This window comes from Rhizobium bangladeshense (genome assembly GCF_017357245.1).
Lineage (GTDB): Bacteria > Pseudomonadota > Alphaproteobacteria > Rhizobiales > Rhizobiaceae > Rhizobium > Rhizobium bangladeshense.
This window is the reverse complement of the sequence record NZ_CP071612.1, coordinates 1,354,247-1,376,987: the sequence shown is the minus strand read 5'-3', so window position 1 is coordinate 1,376,987 and position 22,741 is coordinate 1,354,247. Positions and strand designations below refer to the sequence as shown.

The following is a 22,741-nucleotide window of genomic DNA, read 5'->3' as shown; positions in this document are numbered from 1 at the left end:
GGAGGACATCATGGTACAATCGAATCCGGGTTCACAGCCGGAGCCGGCGCTTGATGTAATCACCATCGGCCGCTCCTCGGTCGATCTTTACGGTCAGCAGATCGGTTCGCGGCTGGAGGATATCGCCTCCTTCGCCAAATCCGTCGGCGGCTGCCCGTCGAATATCGCCATCGGCACGGCGCGGCTTGGCCTCAAGTCCGGCCTCATCACCCGCGTCGGTGACGAGCAGATGGGACGCTTCATCCGCGAGCAGGCGGCGCGCGAAGGTGTGGCGACGGAGGGCATCGTCACGGACAAGGAGCGGCTGACGGCGCTGGTGCTGCTTGCGGTCGAGGCCGAGGGCGTGTCGCCGATGATCTTCTATCGCTCCGACTGCGCCGACATGGCGCTCGAGGAAGGCGACATCGACGAAAATTTCATCAAATCGTCGCGCGCCGTTCTCGTCTCCGGCACACATTTCTCGAGACCCAACACCGAGGCTGCTCAGCGCAAGGCGATCCGCATCGCCAAGGAGAACGGCCGCAAGGTGATCTTCGACATCGACTACCGGCCAAACCTCTGGGGGCTTGCCGGCCATGCGGAAGGCTTCGAGCGCTACGTGAAATCCGATCGCGTCTCTTCGAAGATGAAGGAGACGCTGCCGGACTGTGACCTTATCGTCGGCACCGAAGAGGAAATCCTCATCGCCTCCGGCGCCGACGACGTGCTCGGCGCGCTGAAGGAAATCCGCCGCCTTACGCCGGCGACGATCGTGCTCAAGCGCGGCGCGATGGGCTGCATCGTCTATGACGGGCCGATCGCCGACGATCTCGAAGCCGGCATCGTCGGCCAGGGCTTCCCGATCGAAGTCTTCAATGTACTTGGCGCCGGCGATGCTTTCATGTCCGGCTTCCTGCGCGGCTTCCTGCGTGACGAGCCGCTCAAGACCTGCGCCACCTGGGCCAATGCCTGCGGCGCCTTCGCCGTCTCGCGCCTGCTCTGCTCGCCGGAATATCCGACCTGGGCGGAACTCGACTTCTTTCTGAAGACTGGCAGCAAGCATCGTGCGCTGCGCAAGGATGAGGCGATCAATCATATTCACTGGGCGTCGACCCGGCGCGGAGAGATCCCGCTGTTGATGGCGCTGGCGATCGACCATCGCTCGCAGCTCGTCAGCGTTGCCGATGAAGTTGGTGTCGGCCACGAGAAGATCGTCGCTTTCAAGCGGCTGGCCGTCGAAGCGGCGGCCCGGGTTTCGAACGGTCGCGACGGCTATGGCATGCTGATCGACGAACGATTCGGGCGTGACGCCTTCTTCGATGCGGCAACGAAGAATTTTTCCTGGATCGGCCGGCCGGTGGAACTGCCGGGCTCTAAGCCGCTGCGTTTCGAATTCAGCCAGGATATCGGCTCGCAGCTTGTGGAATGGCCGCTCGGCCATTGCATCAAATGCCTGTGCTTCTATCATCCCGACGATCCGGCCGACTTGAAGACGGAGCAGCAGGATAAGCTGCGCACGCTCTTCGAAGCCGCGCGCAAGGTTGGCCGCGAACTCCTCGTGGAGATCATCGCCGGCAAGAACGGACCGCTCACCGACGATACGATTGCAACCGCGCTGGAGGAGCTTTACGCGCTCGGCATCAAGCCGGACTGGTGGAAGCTCGAGCCGCAGGCCTCCGGCGAGGCCTGGAAGAAAATCGACGCGGTCATTGCCAAAAACGATCCATGGTGCCGCGGTATCGTGCTCCTGGGGCTCGAGGCGCCCGCCGAAGAACTGATCTCCTGCTTCGAGGCGACGCTGGCTGCCCCTTCCGTGAAGGGTTTTGCCGTCGGCCGGACGATCTTTGCCGATGCGGCGCGCGCCTGGCTTTCGGGCGGAATGAACGACGAGGAGGCGATCGCCGACATGGCCGGCCGCTTCCGGCAATTGACGGAAGCCTGGCTTAAGACGCGCGGGCTTCAGTAGGATATAGAATTCAAACCCCTCCCCAACCCTCCCCACAAGGGGGAGGCACATCGCTGCACCAGGCGTGGAACGGCACGGCAGGTTGGCCCTCCCCCTTGTGGGGAGAGGTTGGGGAGGGGAAAACGTCAAGAGAAAGAATTGCGGGAGACCCCGATGGGCAAGACGATACGGTTGACGATGGCGCAGGCCGTCGCGCATTTCCTCAAAAAGCAGATGACAGTTGTCGACGGCAAAATGGTGCCGATCTTCGGCGGGGTCTGGGCGATCTTCGGCCACGGCAACGTCGCCGGGATCGGCGAAGCGCTCTATCAGGTGCGTGGCGAATTGACGACCTATCGCGCTCATAACGAACAGGGTATGGCGCATGCCGCGATCGCCTATGCTAAGGCAAATTTCCGCACGCGCTTCATGGCCTGCACGACTTCGATCGGCCCCGGCGCGCTGAATATGGTGACGGCCGCGGGTGTCGCGCATGTCAACCGCATTCCCGTACTCTTCCTGCCCGGCGACGTCTTCGCCAACCGCGCGCCGGATCCGGTGCTGCAGCAGATCGAGGATTTCGGCGACGGCACGGTGTCCGCCAACGATGCCTTCCGACCGGTTTCGCGCTATTTCGACCGGATCACTCGGCCGGAGCAGATCATCACGGCGCTGAAGCGCGCCATGCAGGTGCTGACCGATCCGCTGGATTGCGGCCCGGTGACATTGTCGCTCTGCCAAGACGTTCAGGCCGAAGCATTCGATTATCCAGAAAGCCTGTTCGAGGAAAAGATCTGGGCGACCCGTCGTCCGCAGCCGGATGCCGACGAGCTGGCGAATGCCATCGCGCTGATCAAGGCATCTGAGAAGCCGGTGATCGTTGCCGGCGGCGGCGTGCTTTATTCGCAGGCAACAAGGGAACTCGCGGCCTTTGCCGAGGCCCACGCCATTCCGGTCGTCGTCACTCAGGCCGGCAAGTCGTCGATCAACGAAACCCATCCGCTGGCTCTCGGTTCGGTCGGCGTCACCGGCACATCGGCGGCGAATGCGATCGCCGAGGAGACGGATCTCGTCATCGCCGTCGGTACGCGCTGCCAGGATTTCACCACCGGCTCTTGGGCGCTGTTCAAGAACGACAGCCTGAAGAAGATCGGGCTCAATATCGCCGCCTATGATGCGGTGAAACACGACAGCCATCCGGTCGTCGCCGACGCCCGCGAAGGGCTGAAGGCGCTTTCCGCAGGGCTTTCTGGATGGAAGGCGCCGGCAGCGCTTGCCGAGAAGGCGGCGGCCGAGAAGAGGGTGTGGACGGAGGCTGCGGCTAAGGCAATGGCGACGACCAATGCCGCTCTGCCCTCCGATGCGCAGGTGATCGGCGCGGTGGCGCGCACGATCGGCGGCGAGAACACAACGCTGTTGTGCGCTGCAGGCGGTCTGCCCGGTGAACTGCACAAGCTCTGGCCCGCAACGACGCCTGGCAGCTATCACATGGAATACGGCTTTTCCTGCATGGGCTACGAAATCGCCGGCGGGCTCGGCGCAAAGATGGCGCGTCCTGAGCGGGACGTCGTCGTCATGGTCGGCGACGGTTCCTACATGATGATGAATTCCGAGCTCGCCACTTCGGTCATGCTCGGCCTCAAGCTCAACATCGTCGTACTCGACAATCGCGGCTATGGCTGCATTAACCGGCTGCAGATGGGAACCGGCGGGGCCAACTTCAATAATCTGCTCAAGGACTCCTATTACGAGGTGATGCCGGAGATCGATTTCCGCGCGCATGCCGAAAGCATGGGCGCCATCGCCGTCAAGGTCAGCTCCATCGCGGAACTTGAGCAGGCGATCGTCGATTCGAAGAAGAATGATCGTACATCCGTCTTCGTCATCGACACCGATCCCTTGATCACCACTGAGGCCGGCGGCCATTGGTGGGACGTCGCGGTACCGGAAGTCAGCCCGCGCGAAGAGGTCAACAAGGCGCGCAAGGGTTATGTCGAAGCCCGTGCCTCCCAGCGCATCGGCTGAACACCGCCATTTTTCTCGAGGAGCGGGTCCGCTCCTCCGCCGTGTCTTTAAGGAGAATATTGATGAAGGCCAAACTCGGCATGTCGCCTATCGCTTGGTGGAACGACGACCTTCCTGAGCTCAGCGACGATGTGTCCCTCGAAGAATGCCTGCGGCAATCGCGCAGCGCCGGTTTCACCGGCATGGAGCAAGGCCGCCGTTTCCCCAGCAACCCGGAGGAGATGCTGCCGATCCTGCGCGCCGCCGACGTCACGCTGTGCGGCGGCTGGTTCTCCGGCACGCTCGTCGATGAGGAGCTTGCCGCCAACAAGGACCGCATTGCGCCGATGATCGAGCTTTTCAAAGCGGTCAATGCACCCTGCATCGTTTATGGCGAAGTCGGCCGCTCCATCCAGGGCGACCGCACAAAGCCGCTCGCGACCAAGCCGCGCCTCTCCGAAGACGAGATGAAGGCCTATGCGCGCCGCGTTACCGAATTCGGCGAATGGTGCGCCGAGCAGGGCATGCCGCTCTCTTATCACCACCACATGGCGGCCGTCGTCGAAACCGAACCGGAACTTGACGCCTTCATGCGCAATTCGGGCGAAGGTATTCCGCTGCTGCTCGACGCCGGGCATCTGGCCTTTGCCGGCGGCGATGTGCTGCGCGCCATAGACAATCACCACGCCCGCATCAACCACGTCCACGTCAAGGACATTCGCCAATCCGTGGTGGATGGGCTCGACCGCAGCCGCCAATCCTTCCTCGACGCGGTGGCGCTTGGCGCCTTCACCGTGCCGGGCGACGGCTCGCTTGATTTCGGCGCAATCGTCCAGCGCTTCGCCGACCACGGCTATGAAGGCTGGTTCGTCGTCGAGGCCGAACAGGATCCGCGCAAGGCGCCGCCGCAGAAGATGGCAGAGATCGGCCATGCCGAGCTGATGCGCGTCATGACGGCGGCTGGTTACACTGTGGAAACGGAAGGCTTTCCAAAGGGATAACGGAACGAAAGACCCCTCCCCACACCGCGGGGATAGGCTGAACGAACTGCCGGAGCAAGGCGCCCCCTCATCCGCCTTTCGGGCACCTTACCGGGGTCGAGCCACGTGTCTCGACCCGTCCTACGGACCCCCTCGGGGAAAAGGTGGCGGCAGCCGGATGAGGGGCCGCAGTCATAAATACGAGGAGAAACACCAATGCCAAACCTCAAGGTGAAACCATCAGGCACGCATGGCCGCGTCACGCATATCACCCCTGAAAGCGCCGGCTGGACCTATGTCGGTTTCGATCTGCACCGGATGAAGCCCGGCGAGACGGTTTCGGGAGAGACCGACGATCGGGAAGTCTGCCTTGTCTGGGTGACCGGCAAGGGCAAGGCGTCGGCCGGTACAAAGGATTTCGGGACGCTCGGCGAGCGGATGAATCCCTTCGACGGGGCTCCGCATGCGCTTTATATCCCGATGGGCTCGGAGTGGTCGGTAACGGCGGAGACCGATCTGGAGCTCGCCGTCTGCTCGGCCCCTGGCGGCGGCACCTATGAGGCGAAGGCGATCCCGCCGGGCACCCATCCGCAGTTGACGCGCGGCAAAGGCACGAATGTGCGCTACGTCAACAACATCATGCCTGAAGACGACAACTCGGCGCATTCGCTGCTGGTCGTCGAGGTGATTACGCCGGGCGGCCATACCTCCTCCTATCCGCCGCACAAGCACGACCAGGACGACTTGCCGAACGAAAGCTTGCTGGAAGAGACCTACTATCATCGTCTCAATCCGCCGCAGGGCTTCGGTTTCCAGCGCGTCTATACAGACGACCGCTCGCTCGACGAAGCGATGGCGATCGAGGACGGCGACGTGACGCTGGTGCCGAAGGGTTATCATCCCTGCGCGGCAACGCATGGCTACGATCTCTACTATCTCAATGTCATGGCCGGACCGAAGCGGATCTGGAAATTCCACAATGCCGCTGAGCACGAATGGCTGCTGAAGGCGTAAAGGCGAATGCCGTCTTCGATGCTGTTATGACGGCGTCCCGATCAAGGCCGTCGATGGAGTGTTACCAGATGAAGACCACATGCGCCGCCTGCGACTATCTCAGCGCGGAGATCGTCACCATCACGCTCGGCGGCAAGAGCGTCGGGGTGCTAATGAGCCCGAAGCCACGACATCTACGGCGCAGAGCCGCAGGGACTAGATGGCGATGACAGAAGCCGCGCCGGCGAGGCGCGGCTTTCTCATCTCAGGCGGGCAGAAGCCCGTAGCGCCAGCCGTGGCGCCTGGCGTTCTCGGACAGGACCAGCACGGCAAGGACGCCCATGCATGCCTCGGCGAAGACCGGCACCATCCAAATTCCCTGCTCGCCGACAACCAAGGGCATAAGGAAAGTCAGCGGCAGGGCGAAAAGATAAGGCCGCGACAGACCGAAGATAGCCGCGCGCGGCGCATCGCCGATCGACTGGAAATAAGACGACAGGATCAGCGTTTGCCCAAATAGGAAATAGGCCCCGATCGTCCAGGGCAGAATTCGCCCGACCTCGGCTACAATGGCTGGATCGCCCACGAAAACGGCGCCGAGGCGACCGGCCAGCAACTCCAAGGTGATCTCCACCAGGCTGCAGTAGGCGAGTGCCGAAAGCATGGCGATCTTCAGACTGTGGCCGACGCGCAGCCTGAGTCCGGCGCCGTGATTGTTGCCCGCAATCGTCTGCAGGGCGATGCTGAGGCCAAGCAGTGGCAGATAGGTGAATGTCAGGATGCGGGTGATGATGCCGTAGGCGGCGACGGTGGCGCTATGATCACCCGTGTTCCAGAGCGAGACGTTGACCAGAATCGCCGCCGAGGACAGCGATATGCCGATGAAGCCGAGGCTCATGGGCGCACCCAAGGCGACGATGCCGCGCCATTCCAGAAAGGCGAATGCGGGAGAAGGCCTGAGCGTCGCCGGCCGGCGCCACCGATAGACGATAACGGCCGCAAGACAGATCAATTGCGACGCGATGGAGCCGACGGCCGAGCCCAGCACGCCCCAATGCAGCACGGCCATGAACAGCCAGTTTGCGAGGATGTTGAGCAGCGAGGCCGATAGCGTCACCAGCGTCATGAAGCCGATCCTGCCTTCGCAGCGCAGCCCATCGAGATGCAGCGACAAGAAGAAACTCACTGGCGCCGAGGCGATCATCGCCCCCATAAAGAGCATGGCGCCGTCTGCCACCGCGAAATTGCCGACGGCGCCAGCGTTGATGATCGACCTGCCGAGGGTCCAGTAGACTGTGTTGAGGCTGAGAACGACGGCTAGCGCCAGCGTATGGGCGCCTGCGAATACAAGGCGTGCTCCTCGGCGGTCGCCGGCGCCCAGCCGGCGTGCGAGAACGCTCGCCATGCCGTTCGAGACCAGCGCCTGCAGAGCCACCAACAGCATCAACCCCGGGAAGATAAGGCTGACGGCAGACAGCGCATCCGGGCCGACATAGGCGCCGAGGAAATAAGCGTCGACAACGGCAAACAGGCCGTTGAGTGTGGTGATCGTGACGATCGGCGCTGCCGTCTTGAGAAAAACGCCCGGCAGCGGGCCGGAAAGAAAGGCGTTGTCTTGAGAAAAATTGGTCATGGAGAAATCCGTGCGGTATCAGGCGACATCCGACCCGGCTTGAACACGCTTGTGCGGAGGGCCTCAAATGAAAGAGCAATCAGAGATCGAGCACCAGATGAGGCACGCCGTTCGAAGTCTTCCTTGGGGAGACGCCGTCGGCATCAATCTGTGCACTCACGCGCCGACGAAAGGCTGAAAAGCTCTCGAAGGTGACCACGTCAACCGCTTCGTCAAAGTGGATGGTGATCCGGTGGAGACCGCCCGGCAGAGCCGAGAGCGAGAGGATTTCGCCAGCAAACGGCTGATTGAGATAGCGGCCGCGGATATGGGCGCCGACGAAGAGCGGCGTCTTCGGAGCCGCGTTGGGTCTTGCCGCAAGAGCCGCCAGCGTGTTCCAGTCACGCGCGCCGTGCTGGCGGGCAATCATTTCCAAGGCCGCACTGTGGGTCAGCGCGGTGCCGCGATCGTTCATCGCCTGGCGCAAGCGCTTGGCCTGGGCCTTCAGTTCTTCAATGCCGGGATAGGTCGTCATGGAGTGAGCCTTCGCAAGGCATGCTCTTCGACTGCAGATGGGAGCTCGCATTGCCGTCAGTCAGCATGCACAGGGGCCGTGACCATGATCACGAGGACTTCACCATGGATCTTCATCCGCGAGCGGCTGGTGCCTCGAACCGGGGCTTTGTATGCGCGATCGCCATCGGCATGTCAAGAACAGTGCAAATCCCCGAAGAATGCACGAATTTGGAGCAAGTCTGCCGGAAATCTGTGCATTTTCCGGCCGATCTCAGCAAAAGCCTGCAATCCTAACGATGATCTTCAGCAATTGTCAGCACTCCTGCGTTATTCTCTACCTACGATGAGCGGAGGCTAAAAGGGCCTTTCAGATGCACCTCGATACAGAACACCCCAAGCCGGAACGTGCCTACAGGGAATTCAACCTCGACAGGCCCGGCAACATCATCTTCGTTGGCCATCACCTCAGCACCGGTACCCAGGTACGCTGTCTGATCCGTACGATCACGCTTGCCGGCGCAGTGCTCGAAGTCAGTCCCAGCCTGGAGATGCCGAGCCATTTCTTTCTCGAAATACTCGGCATCCATGACGAGATCGGTGCCACCGTCGTCAAGCGTGAAGATGAGTTGGTGACGATCAGCTTCAACATGCTGCTCAATCCGGAATTCCTGCACCACGTGCTAAGACTGAGCTTCGAAACCTGAGGCCATCTCCAATCGCTGCCCTATCGCGGCGCGGCCTCCTCGTCTCGCCTCTTACTGAGGTAAGATGCGCGATGATCGGAATGATCCACAGAAGTCCGCGCCATTCCGGGCCGTCGAGCGGATCGGCCATGGGATCGCGGCGCATCCGCCAATTGCGGGACGCGACTTCCTTGTAGAGTACTACCCAGTTGAGAAGCATTGCCTATCCTCCATCTATTGCTGGAGTACTTGAGCTAGGCCTTAATGCCGTCGCTATGTAGAGGCGCGGAGGAAAGGGGGTTTTCATCCATGAAAGACGCGAGCTGGGACGATCTGCAACTATTCTTCCATGTCGCGACCGGCGGTGGGCTTTCGGCGGCGGCGGCGCGTACGGGGCTCAGCGCCCCGACGATCGGACGGCGCATGCTGGCGCTCGAACGGGTGACCGGCCGTTCGCTGTTCACCCGCGGCCCCACCGGCTACCTCCTGGCCAAGGACGGGCAGGAGCTGCTTGATCGCGTCCGGCTGATGCAGGATGCGGCACGGGCAATTTCCGACTGGCGGGGCGAAGTGCTGACGCTGCCGATCGTCTCGACGGTCGTCGACAGCTGGACGTCGCGCTTCATCGCAGACCACCTGGCCAGCGTCTGGACCCCGAAGGACAGTTTCCGCATGTGTTACAAGACCTGTGACGCGAGCGTCGATTTCACCTATCGCGAGGCGCATATCGCCATTCGCCACAGCCGGCCGGACAGCGGCAACGTCGCAATCCGCCGCTCAGTCAAGGTGGCGCATGCCGTTTATCAGGCGGCGAGCTATGACGAGGCCAATTGCAACTGGATTTCGCTCGGCACCGACTCCGCCATCACGCCGGCTGACAAATGGACTTTCGAACAGCCGGATTACTGGATCACCAGCTGGACGAATACGCCCCATATGCTCTTTTATTTGATCCGCGGCGGCGCCGGCCGCGGCCTGTTGCCCTGTTTCATCGGCGACCAGGAACGCAGGCTCGTGCGCGCCGGGCCTGTCATCGACGAACTGACCTACGAGATGTGGATCGTCGCGCATGACGACGAGCGGCAAAGGCCTGAAGTCAGGACGGTCATCGACCGCCTGTCGGCGCTATTTGCCGATCATGAAGATCTGTTCGCCGGGGAGAGACCGTCGGTCTGAAGCAACAAGAAACGCAGGCCACGGGGCCCGCGTCAGCTCAGTGCTCCGTCGTCATCACGCGGCAAGATGCCGCTCGATCTGGTCGACCGGCAGATTGGTGTAGTCTTTCGCCAGTTCCGCCGATATCGCCGCCTGCGTCTCGGCACTGAGCGCCGGCCGGAGGGTGCCGAGCGCCTTCGGCGGCGCAATGAGGACGATGCGTCGCGCATCCTTTGCCTGGGTCAGCTCGTCCAATCGCTCCGCCACATGTTTCAGAAATTGAGCCTCGGCCTGCTCCTGCCAGCTGGTCTCTTCGACAGCGCTGCGGCTAAATCCATCTGCGGCATGGCTGCGACCGGGCTTATCAGCGCCGACCTCGCGATCGGGTTCGTTCGGCTGCGTCAGGGTTTCCAACACCTTCAGATTCATCAGTTGGGCATCGCCGGCGTTCTGCATTATGAGGGCCTTGGCTCCATTGCAGACTACGACCCATGATTTCCCAGGGATTCTGATGTCGGTCATCTTCAACTCCTCGCTGTCGTCATCGAAGCGCGCTGTGCTTCATCGGTCTAGGCAGAACGCCCGGTCATTGAAATAGTTCGAGAATTCGCCGAAATCGGTCGGCGTGCAGTCCGCAATTCGATTTGGCGTTCCGATCGTGAACATCAGCCGTCCCGCTTGGGAACAAAATTTGAACTCGTTAAAATTGTCTTTTTATGTTTGACGAATGTGCAAAACATTCATGTGACCGTGGCTGAAGCAAGATCAGCTTGCTCCAGAGCAAGAACCCCAACTGTGCCCTGTCTGACGGAGAATGTAAGATGACTATGCTCCGCGCCACACACCTTGCAACGGTCAAATCCGCCATTTACGATCTGCGCTGGGAAGAATTCAACGTGAAGCGCCCGGCCCGCATCGTGGCCGTCCGGCCGTGCCTCACCGGCGTCTCAATGCGAAGCGCCGAGATCATTGATATATCGCAAGGCGGTGCAACCTTCATCGTCTCGACCACCGCCGGTCTGCCGAAACATTACTATCTCAATATTCTCGGCCTTGCCTATCGGATCGGTTGCGCCGAGGTCTACCGCCATAAGGAACGCGTCGGTGTACGGTTCATCAACCTGCTGGATCCCGATGTTCTGCGCCGCGTCGTGCGCGCCGATTTCCTTGTCGGCAACATGGAAGCGATCGACGCCCGGCGTGCACCGATCTTCCGGGAAACGAGGTCAGCGTCCGGCGCCATATAAGTCCGTTGGACCCAAAGCGATCCAAGGACAAATTATCGGCAATTCAAAGTGCTACGCCGCCCTGCCCTTTGAAAAAGATGCGCCGAGGGCGCTGTGGTAACGGAATAATCTTGCTTGCCTTGGCCGTGCCCGGGCCTATTGTTGCGCCTGAATTCAACATGTCCGGGAAACCGCTTTCGCATGTCCGCCTTCTCGCGCTTCACGCCCCTCATCAGCGCCCTGCCCTCCACAGTTCCCTTCGTCGGTCCCGAGGCCATCGAACGTCAGCGGGGACGCGCCGTCCTAGCACGCATCGGCGCCAATGAAAACGGCTTCGGCCCGGCTCCTTCCGTGCTTGCCGCGATGCGCGAAGAAGCGCGCGACATATGGAAATATAATGACCCGGAAAATTTCGCGCTGAGGGAAGCGCTTGGCGCCCATCTCGGCGTCCCTGCCGCCAATATCGCTATCGGCAGCGGCATTGACGAGTTGCTCGGTCAGATCGTCCGGCTGGTGATCGAACCGGGCGCGCCCGTCATCACCTCGCTCGGCGCCTATCCGACCTTCAATTTCCATGTCGCCGGTTTCGGCGGCCGGCTGGTGACCGTCCCCTACGTGAACGATCGCGAGGATCTGGACGGGCTGCTCGAAGCCGTCAGGCGCGAGAATGCGCCGCTTGTCTATTTCGCCAATCCCGACAATCCGATGGGAAGCTGGTGGGACGCCGACAGGATCGTCGCTTTCGCCCGGGCGCTGCCGGAGACCACGATGATGGTGTTGGACGAAGCCTATAGCGAAACGGGGCCGGCAAATTCCTTGCCATCGATCGCCTCGCTCATCGATCTTCCGAACATCGTCCGCACCCGGACCTTTTCCAAGGCCTATGGACTTGCCGGCTCACGCACCGGCTACGTGATCTCGACATCAGGCACCGCGCAGGCCTTTGACAAGATCCGCAATCATTTCGGCATGAACCGGTTGGCGACGGCCGCAGCGTTGGCCGCGCTCAAGGACCAGGCCTATCTGGCCGAAGTGGTCGGGAAAATCCATGCGGCGCGGGAGCGGATCGGCCGCATTGCCCGGGCAAACGGCCTTGAGCCGCTGGCTTCGGCGACGAATTTCGTGGCGATCGATACCGGCCGCGACGGCGCCTATGCGCGGACGATCGTCGATGGCCTGATGGAGCATGGCGTCTTCATCCGCATGCCGGGTGTCGCGCCGCTCAATCGCTGCATCCGCGTCAGCGTTGGGCCGGAGGCTGATATGGAGCTGTTCGAGGAAGCGCTGCCGCAGGTCTTGAAGACGCTCGCCTGACAAAGCGGGAAAAGCGAAGCCGATGAAGGAGCCGTCGCCGTTTCCTTCTCCGCACTGTTCAGCTGAGTTCCTGGGCGAGTCCGATGAGAAGCCGTTCAGGCCCGCGGATGTAGCAGAGCAAATAGGCTTCCTTATACTGTACGACTTCCCCGACAAGCTGCGCCCCGCGCCTGCGGAGCCTTTCGAGCGTCTCGTCGATGTCATCAACGGTGAACATAGCTCGGAGGTAGCCGAGCGCGTTGACCGGGGCGTTCCGATGATCTGCCACGACCGGCGGTGTGAGGAAGCGGGAGAGCTCCAGCCGGCTGTGGCCGTCCGGCGTGCGCATCATGGCAATTTCGACGAGCTGATCGCCCAGTCCGGTGATACGTCCGGCCCATTCTCCCTCGATCGTCGCCTGCCCTTCGAGCTCGAGGCCGAGTTCGCGGAAGAAATCAATCGCTGCTTCGAGGTCCTCGACGACGATTCCGACGTTGTCCATTCGTTTGAGCGCCATGTTTCCAATCTCCAGGGTGTCGTTTCAATCGACAAGGTGTCGCCTCGTCGAACAAAGGACGTTCGAGATACGTCAGCACCGACAGCCATCCGCCCATCAGTATTTTCCGCATCAGAAACTGAATCATGGACCGGCTCAACCGTCACGGCTTCAAATGGTCTGACAGAGCGCCGTGCGTGCTTTCCGGACGCCCAGGGCGCTCTGACACTTCAGCGCTAGCGCGCCACATGAAACATGGTTCATGCGGCGCGCTTCAGCTCTTTCTTTTCAAGCATGACGTTATCCGCCGCTGCACGCTCGGGGACATGCATCAGTGAACGGTCATCCATTCGCGAGCAGCGCGCAACGCTTCCACGAGTTGCATCTTGTTCATGGCGGCGGCCACGTCGGCGCGAAGCTCGGCGGCGCGGTCATTGCCCTTGATTGCGGCGATGTTCAGCCACTTGTGGGCAGCAACGAGATCGACGGCGCAGCCTCGACCAGTCGCATACATCAGACCCATTTCGCAGAAGACATCGGCGCTGTTGTTGTCGCCACCCATGGTGGCCGTTTCAGCATTGTGCATTTCAAAGCGTGCCATCGGTTTTATCCCTGTTAGCCTGTTTATGACTTACCCTGTTTTACCTTCGGCCTTGCCGTCTATCGCAGCTTTGCGGCCCTTCCGGTCCGGCGGGTTTTCCCCGCTCGTTTGATGGTTTGAGTATGCCAAACGGCTTTCAAAAAACGCCTAAAATGCATGATTAATTTGAGACAAACAAAGTGCAAACACTTGGTAAAATTGGGTTTTCGTTAAACATCGGACTCCCTGGGCTTTAGGGATTTTCGCTCGAATTTTACGAAAGATTTAGATTCGGAAATAAACGGACCGTTCATCATGAAATCAGCAGGCGGCAGGTTTAAAAGCTCCATAGCCGGCCTTTCGACCGCTTTCAGCGAGCGCCGAACAGACATTCGGCTCTATTTACCTTTACGTTCGCGTCAGTTATTTTCGCGGCCGGTCAGAGGAACATCAGGGAGGAAAAGATGATCCGCAGTTTCATTCTTGCCGGCGCCATCGCCGTGATCGCGGGCACTGCGCGTGCTGAGGAGCCGATCGTCGGCAATTGGAAGACGGCCTCCGGCGAAACGGCGGTGATTGCAGCCTGCGGCGGCGGTTACTGCGTGACGCTGAAAACTGGCAAATATAGCGGCCGCAAGATCGGCACGCTTGCGGGGAGTGGCGGCAGCTATTCCGGCGAGATCACCGACCCCGCCGCCGACAAGACCTATAGCGGCTCAGGAGAGGTTTCCGGCAATTCGCTGAAGATGCAGGGCTGCGTGCTGAAGATCCTCTGCAAGACGCAGACCTGGACCCGGCTCTGACGCGATAGCCCGTCGTGGCAATCATCCCGAAACCCACAATCCATGCCGGTCGAAAATGCCGGCATGCCTCGAAGTCCTTCTCGGCTTGCCGATGTTCTGCAGTAGCCCCGAACCTGCCTTGCAAGCTGAACGGCGGATGAACCGGCATCTCAGCACTCGTTCAGCCGACGCGTGGCAAAACTCATGTCACGGTTAAGTTGCGTATCGGGGCTTGAGATGAACTACTATATCCTGGCAAGACGTTTCAGCATCATCACGCTGTTTGCGGCGATCTTCGCGGTCACATTTTCAGCGGTCGTCGTGCATAATGGCGGCGGCGGCACACAGTCGCATTTCGGTGCGATCTATACCTGCCTCGAAACAAGCGGGGCCTTCTGTGCGCCGACGGTGCGATGACCGCATCAGGCCCACACCAGGATAAAAAAACGGATTCCGCCGGCGCGCGTCGTTTGCTTGTCAAAAACAACTCTCTATAATGCGCCATGAACAAACGAATCTCCCCTCTGTCGCCCCTCGACATCTCCTCTCCGCCCCCTTTCCAGCCTGAGAGCTTCGATGATCCCGCCAAGGCCGTCGAGACGCTGACTGCGCTTTACGAACGCAATACGGCGTTCCTGATCCAAAACTTCACCGAGCTTGCCCAGGGCGCTCCGATCGCCTCGCGGTATCGCGCCTTCTATCCGCAGGTCAGCATCGAGACGACGAGCTTCGGCCATGTCGATTCGCGCCTTTCCTACGGCCATGTCACGGCGCCCGGCATCTACACGACGACGGTCACCCGGCCGAAACTCTTCAAGCATTACCTGAAGGAGCAGCTGTCGCTGCTGATCAAGAGCCACAATGTTCCGATCGTCGTCTCGGAATCGTCGACGCCGATCCCGCTGCACTTCGCCTTCAGCGAGGGCGCGCATGTGGAAGCCTCGGCCGCCGCCTTCGTCGACGTTCCGATGCGCGATATCTTCGACACCCCCGACCTCAACACCACCGATGATGAGATCGCCAACGGCGAATATATCCCGCCGCCGGGGGAGCCCTCGCCGCTTGCCCCATTCACCGCGCAACGCATCGACTATTCGCTCGCCCGTCTGTCGCATTATACCGCTACGCATGCCGAGCATTTCCAGAACTTCGTGCTGTTTACCAACTACCAGTTCTATATCGATGAATTCTGCAGCTGGGCGCGCAAGCTGATGACGGAGGGCGGCGACGGCTACACCGCCTTCGTCGAGCCCGGCAATATCGTCACCCTACCCGGCTCGAGCGTGCCGGAAACGGACGCGGCATTGACCCGCCTGCCGCAGATGCCCGCCTATCATCTGAAGAAGAAGGGCCATGCCGGGATCACCATGATCAATATCGGCGTCGGCCCCTCCAACGCCAAGACAATCACCGACCATGTCGCCGTGCTGCGCCCGCATGCCTGGCTGATGCTCGGCCACTGCGCCGGTCTTCGCAACAGCCAGCGGCTCGGCGATTATGTTCTCGCCCATGCCTATATGCGCGAGGACCATGTTCTTGACGACGACCTTCCCGTCTGGGTGCCGATCCCGGCGCTGGCCGAAGTCCAGGTGGCGCTGGAAGCCGCCGTTGCCGAAATCACCGGATACGAGGGATTCGAGCTGAAGCGCATCATGCGCACCGGCACCGTCGGCACAATCGACAACCGCAACTGGGAACTGCGCGACCAGCGCGGGCCGGTGAAGCGGCTTTCGCAGGCGCGGGCGATCGCGCTCGACATGGAATCGGCGACGATTGCCGCCAACGGCTTCCGCTTCCGCGTGCCCTATGGGACGCTGCTGTGCGTCTCCGACAAGCCGCTGCATGGCGAGCTGAAGCTGCCCGGTATGGCAACGGCCTTCTACCGCACGCAGGTGAATCAGCATCTACAGATCGGCATCCGCGCCGTTCAGAAGCTTGCGGCCATGCCGCCGGAAGCGCTGCATTCGCGCAAACTGCGCAGCTTCTTTGAGACGGCCTTTCAATAGGGCCGTATCATCATCTCTCCGCCACGGCGGGCGCCGAGCCCGCCACAAGCGTCGGCGGACTGCCGGCGGCAAGGTTCAGCCCCGATATCAGCAGGGCAAAGGCCATGACGACGAAGACGGTGCGCAGAGGAATCTTCACCGCATCCGCATCGTCGAGCCCCAATTGACGCCTCTCATGGCGGCGTGCCCAGATCTGGCTTGCCAGCGCGATTTCAAGAATACTCATTTCAGTTCTCCTCGACAGGCTTTGACGAGGCCTTGTCGAGTGCCGTCCCGCGATTTCGACAGGTGACCGGCACAAAAGATTTTTCCTGGCGCTGTCGAAATGTGCGCGGCCCGTTCGTCCAGAGGTATAGAAACCCTGCAAGGAGGCTGTCCGCGATGAAATATCTCTGCCAGGTCTGGTTCGATGGCGCGATACTCGACGCCATGACCAAAGAGGAGAGAGTCGAACTCGACGCGAATTCCCTGAATTACGACAGGGACCTGGTGGAAAGCGGGCATATGATTGTCGCGCAGGCGCTGCAGCCGCCAACATCGGCGGTGACGGTTCGGGTGCGCCGCGGCGAGACATCGGTGACAGATGGCCCCTTCTCCGAGACGAAGGAAGCGCTCGGCGGCTTCATTCTCATCGAAGCCAAGGACCTGAACGACGCCGTCCGCGTTGCCGCCGGCATCCCGCTCGCCAAACTCGGCGCGATCGAGGTGCGACCAATCCACGAATTCGGCGCTAAATGAGGAGAAATCGATGAAATTTCTATGCCAGATCTGGTTCGACACGGAAAAAAGCAAGCAGGTCCCTCAGACCGAGTGGGATGCGCTCACACAGGAGTGCATCATCAGCGACAATCGCTGGCGCGAAAGCGGTCACCTGCAGGTGGCGCTCGCCCTACACGAACCGTCAACAGCGATCACGGTGCGCCTGCGCAATGGCGAAGTCTCTGCGACCGATGGCCCATTTGCCGAAATCAAGGAGCATCTCGGTGGTTTCGTGCTGATCGAAGCGGCAACCCTCGACGAGGCGCAGACGATCGTGTCCAGTTTTCCGATCCTCAAATATTGCTCGATCGAAGTGCGCCCCGCTTATTCGATCCAGGACGGGAGATAGCCATGCGCTACATCTGCCTCATCTATAATTGCGCCGACACCGACGGCACGTTGACGCCTGATGAAACCAGCGAACTGATCAGAGCACATTTGGCCTTCGACGAGGAACTGCTCCGCGAAGGCATCATGATCCATTCCGATGCCTTGGAGATGCCTGACCAGGCAACCGTCGTGCGCGTTCGAAACAGCCGGCTGTCCGCCACCGATGGCCCATATGTGGAGACGAAGGAGCATCTTGCCGGCTTCTACGTCATCGAGGCGCCGGATATGGTGAAGGCGAAAGAGATCGCCGGACGAATCCCATCGGCGCGTTACGGCGCGGTCGAACTGAGGCCCGTTCGGACGCTCACACTGCCGGACTGAGGTGCCCTTGGAAAATGTGATCGAGGAGATTTATCGAACGCAGTCGCGCCGGGTGCTGGCGACACTGATCCGCCTGCTCGGGGATTTCGACCGGGCGGAGGAAGCGCTTCAGGATGCCTTTGCCGCGGCCGCCCGGACATGGCCGACGGATGGCATTCCCGTCAATCCGTTCGCCTGGCTGGTTTCGACGGGACGGTTCAAGGCGATCGACACCATCCGGCGGCGAGCGCGCTTCGATGCCTCGCAGCAGCACATCGAGGACAGCCTCTACAGCGTCGACGAAACGGAGATTGGCGATATGGAAGCAATCGAGGACGACATGCTGCGGCTGATCTTCACCTGCTGCCATCCCGCCATTCCCGCCGACGCGCAGACGGCGATGGCGCTGCGGGAAATCTGCGGATTGACTACCGAAGAGATCGCCCATGCCTTCCTTGTTCCGGCGCCGACGGTCGCCCAACGGATCGTGCGCGCCAAGAACAGGATCCGGGCAGCGAATATCCCCTACGAAGTGCCGGGCCGCGATTCATTGCCAGAGCGGCTGGATCAGGTGCTGCACGTCATCTATCTCGTTTTCAACGAGGGCTATTCCGCCTCATCAGGCGGAGACGTGGTACGCGCAGACCTGACCGCAGAGGCGATTAGGCTGGCGCGGCTGCTTCTGACGCTGCTGCCACATCCCGACGCACGCGGTCTGCTGGCGCTGATGCTGCTGCAGGATTCCCGCCGCTTGGCACGCAGCGACGAGCAGGGGGCGCTGGTCCTGCTTGCCGATCAGGACCGCTCGCTCTGGGACCACGCAAAAATCGCGGAAGGCCTTGCGCTTCTCGCCGAGGCGATGCGGGCCGCAGAGATTGGCGCCTATACGGTACAAGCGGCGATCGCTGCCGAGCATGTCAGGGCGCCGACCGCCGAAGAGACCGATTGGCGGCGGATCACCTTCTATTACGACCTGCTGCTGGCGGCGCAGCCCTCCCCCATCGTCGAACTCAACCGCGCCGCGGCGATCTCGATGACCGAAGGACCGGCAAAGGGGCTGGATCTGGTCGATGCCATTTTAGCGCGCGAGGAGCTCAAGGCTTATCACCTCGCCCATGCGGCGCGTGCCGATTTCCTGCGCAGGCTCGGCCGCACCGAAGAGGCGATCGCAGCCTATCAAAGGGCACTGTCCCTCTGTCGGCAGGAGCCAGAGCTGGCCTTTCTGCGGAAGCGGATTTCAGAGCTTGCCGCGGCGCCCGAGCGGCAATGAGATCGCCGTGCCTGTCAGCGCCGAGACGATGATCAGGAGATGCGCATTGACGCTCGCCTGCGCTAGCACGGCCAGCGCCATCCGCTCGCTCGAAGCTCCAAGCGCAATGGCGCCGGCGGTGATGCCGGCGGGATAGGTGCCGACACCTCCGGGCGCATGCACCGGCAGAACGGAGGAGAGTTCGCCGCCGAGCGCGCCGCCGAAGCTTGCCGCCATCGGCAGCACCCCCATCAGGTCGAGCGCCCATGCGAGCACGATCACCTTCACCAGCCAGTTGACGATGGTCATCGCCCAGGCGCGCGCGAAGGCTGCGGCATCAAGCGGCAGGCCGTTTTCGATCTCGACGACGAATTTCTGCAGCTTCGCAGGCAACAGCCTGGCGGCCACGCGCAACAGCGGCTTGCGGGCGGCGAACGCTGCGACAGGCAGCAGCAGGAAGACCACCCAAAGCGACCATGCGACGAGCGCATCGGCCGCGGCAAACGCAAAGCCGATGCCGGCGGCCGCGAGAAGCGCGTGCAGGTCGAGCAGCCGCATGACCAGAAGCGCCGAGGTTCCGCGCGTCAGGGGAATGCCGAATTCGGTGCGCATCAGCAACGGAAAGCTGGTCTCGCCGGTGCGGAAGGGCAACATGATGTTCAGCAGATTGTGGATCTGCGTGACGCGGAAGAGGGTCGCGAACCGGCCCGCCGTTTCCTTCGGAAAATAGTCGTAGATGCGCCAGGTCCGCAGGAAATAGGTACTTGTCAGAGCCACGAGCGCGCCGATCACGGGGCCAGCCCCGACATCGGCCCATTGGCCAATGATGACCGGCCAACCCCAGAACCATTGCACGAAGAGCACATAGGCTGCGACAATAACGACCGTCAGCGCCGTCATGCGATTGCGCATAAACCAGGACTGCTGGCTTTCAACGGTCGAACTCTTCATGTAGTAGGCATTCCTCGCTTGGCGTCGGCATGGGCCTCGGTCCCGTCGCAGGCGTTTTAGGAGAAATGAAGGTTGCGCACAACGGCGGAGTTGATGGCGATGGCGGCGAGATCGCTTCATGGCCGACGATCCCCGCAGCGGACCGACGGATGACGGCGCCTCGCCCGCTTGACTTGGAGACCGATGTTGGAGCGCATTACCAGAAGCATCACGAGCGCCAGCATTTTTCTGGCAGTCTATTTTCTGCTGAACATCGCGCTCCGCGTCGCGCTCCCTCATACGCTCGATCTCGATGAGGCCGAGCAATCGTTCTACTCGCAATATCTTCTCGCCGGCTACGGTCCGCAACCGCCCTTCTACAACTGGATCCAATATGCCGTCGTTTCGGTGACGGGCATCACAATGTGGGCCCTCTCGGTTCCGAAGAATATCATTCTCTTCGGCTGCTATCTTTTTTACGGGCTGGCTGCCCGCGAGGTGCTGAAGAGCCGCTTGCTCCCGCCCATTGCCATGTTGAGCCTGATTACCCTGCCGCAGGTCGGCCTGATGGCGCAGCGCGAACTCACTCACACAGTTGCCCTGCTGTTTGCGACCTCGCTCTTCCTCTTCGGCTTTTTTCGCACACTTCGACAGCCGACGATCGGCAGCTACCTCGTCGTCGGCATCGCCACCGGCATCGGGCTGATTTCCAAATACAATTTCGCCATCCTGCCATTTGCCGCCTTCGTCGCCGTCATGATGGACCGAAAGTGGCGTAGCCGCCTGTTCGACTGGCGTCTGCTGCCGGCGTTCGCAATCGCCATTCTGATCATTCTGCCGCATGCGCTCTGGTTGCCCGACAATCTCGTCAGCGCTTCGGCCCCGACCATGGAGCGGATGACCGCCGACCACGAGGCAGCCGCGGGCCTGCCGCGCATCGGACAGGGTCTGCTGTCCCTCGTCATCGCCGTCCTCGGCTTCGTCGCACTGCCGATCGTGCTTATCGCAGCAGCCTTCCGACGCGATTTCTTCCGTGCGCTTTCCGCGTCCAGTCCGATAATCCGGGTGATCGAACGGATGATGATCGTCAGCCTGCTTGCCTTCGTCGGCGTCGTTATCTTCGCCGGCGCGAGCGATATACACGAGCGTTGGCTCGATCCATGCCTGCTCGTCCTGCTGATCTATCTGTTCCTGAAACTCGAAACCGCAGGCTTGGATCTTTCCGCCGGCCTTGCGCGTTTCCGGCCCGTCGTGCCTGTCTTCATGACCGTCATCTTGGCGATACTTCTGCTCAGGATCGTCGCCATTCAGTATATCGGCACCTATACGAGAACGAACGTGCCCTTCTCCGGCTACGTGGCCGAGCTGACCAAGACCCGCAAACCTGTCCTGATCGTGGCCGGAACGAAGTTCGTGGCAGGCAATATGAGGCTGCGGTTTCCCGACGTTCCGGTCGTAATTCCATTCTTTCCAGGCCCCGGAGTTCCCGAATATGCGGCTGCCAGGGGTCCTGTGCTTGTCGTCTGGCGCGGTGAAACGGCAAATGACCCAACCATTTCTCCAGGTTTTGCCAGCGATCTGGTGAAATCGGGCATTCATCTGAAAGAGTTGAACACGTTGACGCTGCCCTACCTCTTCGGTGATGGCAAACATACCTTTTCGATTGGCTATTCCTGGGTGGAAGGCGGCGCGAAATAGAGTTACGGCAAGCCCGCCGTTTGCGGGGAAAGCGGCATTGCCCGCTGGCAACGTGCTGACACTTCATGTACTAGGCTTCCGCTAGCGCGATGGCGGCAGTAAGATTGCAAGGCCGCCGGCCTTTTGGAGATAAGAGTTGCAGACAACGGTAGAGCCCATTCGCGGCACGAATGATCCGGTACAATCGCTCGAGCTGTCGCTGGTCGTGCCCGTTTTCAATGAAGAGGAAAGCGTCGGTCCGCTTGTCGAGCGTATCCTTGCGGCGATGGCCCAATATCCTCATCGGTGGGAACTGATCCTCGTCGACGACGGCAGCACGGATGCGACGCTCGTCAACGCCCGCAAGTTCGTCGGGCGCGAAGGGCTGGTACTCAGGATCGTCGAGCTGCAGCGCAACTTCGGCCAGACCGCTGCCATGCAGGCCGGCATCGACACCGCCCGCGGCCGCCTGATTGCGACGATGGACGGCGACCTGCAGAACGACCCGAAGGATATCCCTTCGATGGTCTCGGAGCTCGAACGGCGCGAACTCGATCTCCTGGTCGGCTGGCGCAAGAACCGCCAGGACGGCCTGCTGTTGCGCAAAATTCCTTCCTGGTGCGCCAACTACCTGATCGGCCGCATCACCGGCGTCAAGCTGCACGACTACGGCTGCAGCCTGAAGATCTACCGGGCGTCGATCATCAAGCAGGTCAAGCTGATGGGCGAGATGCACCGCTTCATCCCGGCCTGGGTCGCCGGCGTCGTGCCAAGCTCGCGCATCGGCGAGATGGTCGTCACCCATCATGCCCGCGAGCACGGCGTTTCGAAATATGGCATTTCGCGCACCTTCCGCGTCATCCTCGATCTGCTGTCGGTGATGTTCTTCATGCGCTACAAGGCCCGGCCCGGCCATTTCTTCGGCTCGCTCGGCCTCGGTCTCGGCGCGGTTGCCATATTGATCCTGCTCTATCTCGGCTTCGACAAGTTCATTTTGGGCAACGATATCGGCACACGCCCGATGCTGATGGTGGGCGTCGTGCTCCTGCTTTCGTCGGTGCAGATGATCACCACCGGCATTCTGGCGGAAATGATCGCGCGCACCTATTACCGTGATGACGCATCCCCGAACTATATTGTGCGGCAGATCTTCGACGATCAAAGCCGAGCGTAAACCGGCAGCACG

25 protein-coding genes are annotated in these 22,741 nt (G+C 61.2%); 17 read left to right on the top strand and 8 right to left on the bottom strand.

Translation table 11 applies throughout. The features are described from left to right. The first annotated feature begins 10 nt into the window (after window positions 1–10). The 4 genes from J2J98_RS06715 (at window position 11) to iolB (ending at window position 5,922) form a co-directional block, all read left to right on the top strand. Complete coding sequence (locus tag J2J98_RS06715) at window positions 11–1,945, top strand: bifunctional 5-dehydro-2-deoxygluconokinase/5-dehydro-2-deoxyphosphogluconate aldolase (protein ID WP_207602694.1); 1,935 nt, start codon at window positions 11–13, stop codon at window positions 1,943–1,945. 153 nt (window positions 1,946–2,098) lie between these two features. Further along, window positions 2,099–3,949, top strand: a complete 1,851-nt coding sequence (gene iolD, locus J2J98_RS06710) for a 3D-(3,5/4)-trihydroxycyclohexane-1,2-dione acylhydrolase (decyclizing) (protein ID WP_207602693.1) — start codon at window positions 2,099–2,101, stop codon at window positions 3,947–3,949. Window positions 3,950–4,011: 62 nt separating this feature from the next. Next, window positions 4,012–4,929 carry a myo-inosose-2 dehydratase gene (iolE, locus tag J2J98_RS06705; RefSeq protein WP_138393503.1) on the top strand — a complete coding sequence of 306 codons (918 nt, stop codon included), beginning with the start codon at window positions 4,012–4,014 and terminating at the stop codon, window positions 4,927–4,929. 195 nt (window positions 4,930–5,124) lie between these two features. Further along, on the top strand, window positions 5,125–5,922 hold the full coding sequence (iolB, locus tag J2J98_RS06700; RefSeq protein WP_138393504.1) for a 5-deoxy-glucuronate isomerase: 798 nt from the start codon (window positions 5,125–5,127) through the stop codon (window positions 5,920–5,922). Window positions 5,923–6,166: 244 nt separating this feature from the next. Here the strand turns inward: iolB and J2J98_RS06695 are convergent, their stop codons facing one another. Together J2J98_RS06695 and J2J98_RS06690 are read right to left on the bottom strand one after the other, a co-directional pair. Next, on the bottom strand, window positions 6,167–7,534 hold the full coding sequence (locus tag J2J98_RS06695; RefSeq protein WP_064706714.1) for an MATE family efflux transporter: 1,368 nt from the start codon (window positions 7,532–7,534) through the stop codon (window positions 6,167–6,169). A 79-nt stretch (window positions 7,535–7,613) separates the two neighbouring features. After that, entirely contained in the window at window positions 7,614–8,048 is a 435-nt protein-coding gene (locus J2J98_RS06690; protein WP_171049178.1) for a glyoxalase superfamily protein, read from the bottom strand. A gap of 352 nt (window positions 8,049–8,400) precedes the next feature. On the opposite strand from J2J98_RS06690, the gene J2J98_RS06685 reads away from it, so the two are divergent. Further along, window positions 8,401–8,733 carry a hypothetical protein gene (locus J2J98_RS06685; RefSeq protein ID WP_064706712.1) on the top strand — a complete coding sequence of 111 codons (333 nt, stop codon included), beginning with the start codon at window positions 8,401–8,403 and terminating at the stop codon, window positions 8,731–8,733. Here the strand turns inward: J2J98_RS06685 and J2J98_RS30260 are convergent. Further along, window positions 8,684–8,932, bottom strand: a complete 249-nt coding sequence (locus J2J98_RS30260; protein ID WP_138393507.1) for a hypothetical protein — start codon at window positions 8,930–8,932, stop codon at window positions 8,684–8,686. The two genes, J2J98_RS06685 and J2J98_RS30260, sit on opposite strands and share 50 nt — an antisense overlap. 89 nt (window positions 8,933–9,021) lie before the next feature. Between J2J98_RS30260 and J2J98_RS06680 the strand changes: the two genes are divergently transcribed. Then, window positions 9,022–9,888, top strand: coding sequence for a LysR family transcriptional regulator (locus tag J2J98_RS06680; protein WP_207602692.1), 867 nt, complete (start codon window positions 9,022–9,024; stop codon window positions 9,886–9,888). A gap of 54 nt (window positions 9,889–9,942) precedes the next feature. Here J2J98_RS06680 and J2J98_RS06675 read toward each other — a convergent pair whose 3' ends face one another. Then, on the bottom strand, window positions 9,943–10,389 hold the full coding sequence (locus tag J2J98_RS06675) for a baeRF12 domain-containing protein (RefSeq protein ID WP_207602691.1): 447 nt from the start codon (window positions 10,387–10,389) through the stop codon (window positions 9,943–9,945). 299 nt (window positions 10,390–10,688) lie between these two features. Here J2J98_RS06675 and J2J98_RS06670 point away from each other — a divergent pair, with 299 nt between their 5' ends. Further along, entirely contained in the window at window positions 10,689–11,114 is a 426-nt protein-coding gene (locus J2J98_RS06670; protein ID WP_064706709.1) for a hypothetical protein, read from the top strand. 180 nt (window positions 11,115–11,294) lie between these two features. Continuing rightward, window positions 11,295–12,407, top strand: coding sequence for a pyridoxal phosphate-dependent aminotransferase (locus tag J2J98_RS06665; protein WP_207602690.1), 1,113 nt, complete (start codon window positions 11,295–11,297; stop codon window positions 12,405–12,407). A gap of 58 nt (window positions 12,408–12,465) precedes the next feature. Here J2J98_RS06665 and J2J98_RS06660 read toward each other — a convergent pair whose 3' ends face one another. Beyond that, a complete protein-coding gene (locus tag J2J98_RS06660; RefSeq protein WP_207602689.1) occupies window positions 12,466–12,903 on the bottom strand; it encodes a VOC family protein in 438 nt (145 codons plus the stop codon). 310 nt (window positions 12,904–13,213) lie between these two features. Further along, window positions 13,214–13,483, bottom strand: a complete 270-nt coding sequence (locus tag J2J98_RS06655; protein ID WP_011424668.1) for a sel1 repeat family protein — start codon at window positions 13,481–13,483, stop codon at window positions 13,214–13,216. A 443-nt stretch (window positions 13,484–13,926) separates the two neighbouring features. On the opposite strand from J2J98_RS06655, the gene J2J98_RS06650 reads away from it, so the two are divergent. From J2J98_RS06650 to J2J98_RS06640, 3 genes are all read left to right on the top strand, one after another. Beyond that, complete coding sequence (locus tag J2J98_RS06650) at window positions 13,927–14,265, top strand: DUF2147 domain-containing protein (RefSeq protein ID WP_064706706.1); 339 nt, start codon at window positions 13,927–13,929, stop codon at window positions 14,263–14,265. 216 nt (window positions 14,266–14,481) lie between these two features. Then, entirely contained in the window at window positions 14,482–14,661 is a 180-nt protein-coding gene (locus tag J2J98_RS06645) for a hypothetical protein (protein WP_207602688.1), read from the top strand. Window positions 14,662–14,747: 86 nt separating this feature from the next. Next, on the top strand, window positions 14,748–16,250 hold the full coding sequence (locus tag J2J98_RS06640) for an AMP nucleosidase (protein ID WP_207602687.1): 1,503 nt from the start codon (window positions 14,748–14,750) through the stop codon (window positions 16,248–16,250). Window positions 16,251–16,260: 10 nt separating this feature from the next. Here the strand turns inward: J2J98_RS06640 and J2J98_RS06635 are convergent, their stop codons facing one another. Beyond that, window positions 16,261–16,476, bottom strand: coding sequence for a hypothetical protein (locus J2J98_RS06635; protein WP_246569397.1), 216 nt, complete (start codon window positions 16,474–16,476; stop codon window positions 16,261–16,263). A gap of 155 nt (window positions 16,477–16,631) precedes the next feature. On the opposite strand from J2J98_RS06635, the gene J2J98_RS06630 reads away from it, so the two are divergent. The 4 genes from J2J98_RS06630 to J2J98_RS06615 are packed head-to-tail and all read left to right on the top strand — an operon-like array spanning window position 16,632 to window position 18,969. Further along, entirely contained in the window at window positions 16,632–16,988 is a 357-nt protein-coding gene (locus tag J2J98_RS06630; protein WP_138393515.1) for a YciI family protein, read from the top strand. Between the two features lie 10 nt (window positions 16,989–16,998). Continuing rightward, a complete protein-coding gene (locus tag J2J98_RS06625) occupies window positions 16,999–17,358 on the top strand; it encodes a YciI family protein (RefSeq protein WP_207602685.1) in 360 nt (119 codons plus the stop codon). Between the two features lie 2 nt (window positions 17,359–17,360). Continuing rightward, entirely contained in the window at window positions 17,361–17,720 is a 360-nt protein-coding gene (locus J2J98_RS06620; protein WP_207602684.1) for a YciI family protein, read from the top strand. 7 nt (window positions 17,721–17,727) lie between these two features. After that, complete coding sequence (locus J2J98_RS06615) at window positions 17,728–18,969, top strand: RNA polymerase sigma factor (protein WP_207602683.1); 1,242 nt, start codon at window positions 17,728–17,730, stop codon at window positions 18,967–18,969. Here J2J98_RS06615 and J2J98_RS06610 read toward each other — a convergent pair. Then, window positions 18,937–19,899 carry a lysylphosphatidylglycerol synthase domain-containing protein gene (locus J2J98_RS06610; RefSeq protein WP_207602682.1) on the bottom strand — a complete coding sequence of 321 codons (963 nt, stop codon included), beginning with the start codon at window positions 19,897–19,899 and terminating at the stop codon, window positions 18,937–18,939. The genes J2J98_RS06615 and J2J98_RS06610 overlap by 33 nt on opposite strands. A 183-nt stretch (window positions 19,900–20,082) precedes the next feature. Between J2J98_RS06610 and J2J98_RS06605 the strand changes: the two genes are divergently transcribed. Both J2J98_RS06605 and J2J98_RS06600 read left to right on the top strand, forming a co-directional pair. Then, a complete protein-coding gene (locus J2J98_RS06605) occupies window positions 20,083–21,576 on the top strand; it encodes an ArnT family glycosyltransferase (RefSeq protein ID WP_207602681.1) in 1,494 nt (497 codons plus the stop codon). 136 nt (window positions 21,577–21,712) lie between these two features. Then, the gene (locus J2J98_RS06600; protein ID WP_138393520.1) at window positions 21,713–22,729 is read left to right on the top strand and encodes a glycosyltransferase family 2 protein; all 1,017 of its coding nucleotides are present in this window, start codon (window positions 21,713–21,715) and stop codon (window positions 22,727–22,729) included. Window positions 22,730–22,741: the final 12 nt, after the last annotated feature.

Excerpts from the sequence above, each read along its gene's own strand:
- J2J98_RS06640 (WP_207602687.1), top strand. The coding sequence starts at position 14,748 with ATGAACAAACGAATCTCCCCTCTGTCGCCCCTCGACATCTCCTCTCCG.
- J2J98_RS06690 (WP_171049178.1), bottom strand. The coding sequence starts at position 8,048 with ATGACGACCTATCCCGGCATTGAAGAACTGAAGGCCCAGGCCAAGCGC.
- J2J98_RS06630 (WP_138393515.1), top strand. The coding sequence starts at position 16,632 with ATGAAATATCTCTGCCAGGTCTGGTTCGATGGCGCGATACTCGACGCC.
- J2J98_RS06625 (WP_207602685.1), top strand. The coding sequence starts at position 16,999 with ATGAAATTTCTATGCCAGATCTGGTTCGACACGGAAAAAAGCAAGCAG.
- J2J98_RS06665 (WP_207602690.1), top strand. The coding sequence starts at position 11,295 with ATGTCCGCCTTCTCGCGCTTCACGCCCCTCATCAGCGCCCTGCCCTCC.
- J2J98_RS06645 (WP_207602688.1), top strand. The coding sequence starts at position 14,482 with ATGAACTACTATATCCTGGCAAGACGTTTCAGCATCATCACGCTGTTT.
- J2J98_RS06620 (WP_207602684.1), top strand. The coding sequence starts at position 17,361 with ATGCGCTACATCTGCCTCATCTATAATTGCGCCGACACCGACGGCACG.
- J2J98_RS30260 (WP_138393507.1), bottom strand. The coding sequence starts at position 8,932 with ATGCTTCTCAACTGGGTAGTACTCTACAAGGAAGTCGCGTCCCGCAAT.
- J2J98_RS06610 (WP_207602682.1), bottom strand. The coding sequence starts at position 19,899 with ATGAAGAGTTCGACCGTTGAAAGCCAGCAGTCCTGGTTTATGCGCAAT.
- J2J98_RS06650 (WP_064706706.1), top strand. The coding sequence starts at position 13,927 with ATGATCCGCAGTTTCATTCTTGCCGGCGCCATCGCCGTGATCGCGGGC.
- J2J98_RS06675 (WP_207602691.1), bottom strand. The coding sequence starts at position 10,389 with ATGACCGACATCAGAATCCCTGGGAAATCATGGGTCGTAGTCTGCAAT.
- iolD (WP_207602693.1), top strand. The coding sequence starts at position 2,099 with ATGGGCAAGACGATACGGTTGACGATGGCGCAGGCCGTCGCGCATTTC.
- J2J98_RS06680 (WP_207602692.1), top strand. The coding sequence starts at position 9,022 with ATGAAAGACGCGAGCTGGGACGATCTGCAACTATTCTTCCATGTCGCG.
- J2J98_RS06670 (WP_064706709.1), top strand. The coding sequence starts at position 10,689 with ATGACTATGCTCCGCGCCACACACCTTGCAACGGTCAAATCCGCCATT.
- J2J98_RS06695 (WP_064706714.1), bottom strand. The coding sequence starts at position 7,534 with ATGACCAATTTTTCTCAAGACAACGCCTTTCTTTCCGGCCCGCTGCCG.
- J2J98_RS06660 (WP_207602689.1), bottom strand. The coding sequence starts at position 12,903 with ATGGCGCTCAAACGAATGGACAACGTCGGAATCGTCGTCGAGGACCTC.
- iolB (WP_138393504.1), top strand. The coding sequence starts at position 5,125 with ATGCCAAACCTCAAGGTGAAACCATCAGGCACGCATGGCCGCGTCACG.
- J2J98_RS06635 (WP_246569397.1), bottom strand. The coding sequence starts at position 16,476 with ATGAGTATTCTTGAAATCGCGCTGGCAAGCCAGATCTGGGCACGCCGC.
- J2J98_RS06685 (WP_064706712.1), top strand. The coding sequence starts at position 8,401 with ATGCACCTCGATACAGAACACCCCAAGCCGGAACGTGCCTACAGGGAA.
- J2J98_RS06605 (WP_207602681.1), top strand. The coding sequence starts at position 20,083 with ATGTTGGAGCGCATTACCAGAAGCATCACGAGCGCCAGCATTTTTCTG.
- J2J98_RS06715 (WP_207602694.1), top strand. The coding sequence starts at position 11 with ATGGTACAATCGAATCCGGGTTCACAGCCGGAGCCGGCGCTTGATGTA.
- J2J98_RS06655 (WP_011424668.1), bottom strand. The coding sequence starts at position 13,483 with ATGGCACGCTTTGAAATGCACAATGCTGAAACGGCCACCATGGGTGGC.
- iolE (WP_138393503.1), top strand. The coding sequence starts at position 4,012 with ATGAAGGCCAAACTCGGCATGTCGCCTATCGCTTGGTGGAACGACGAC.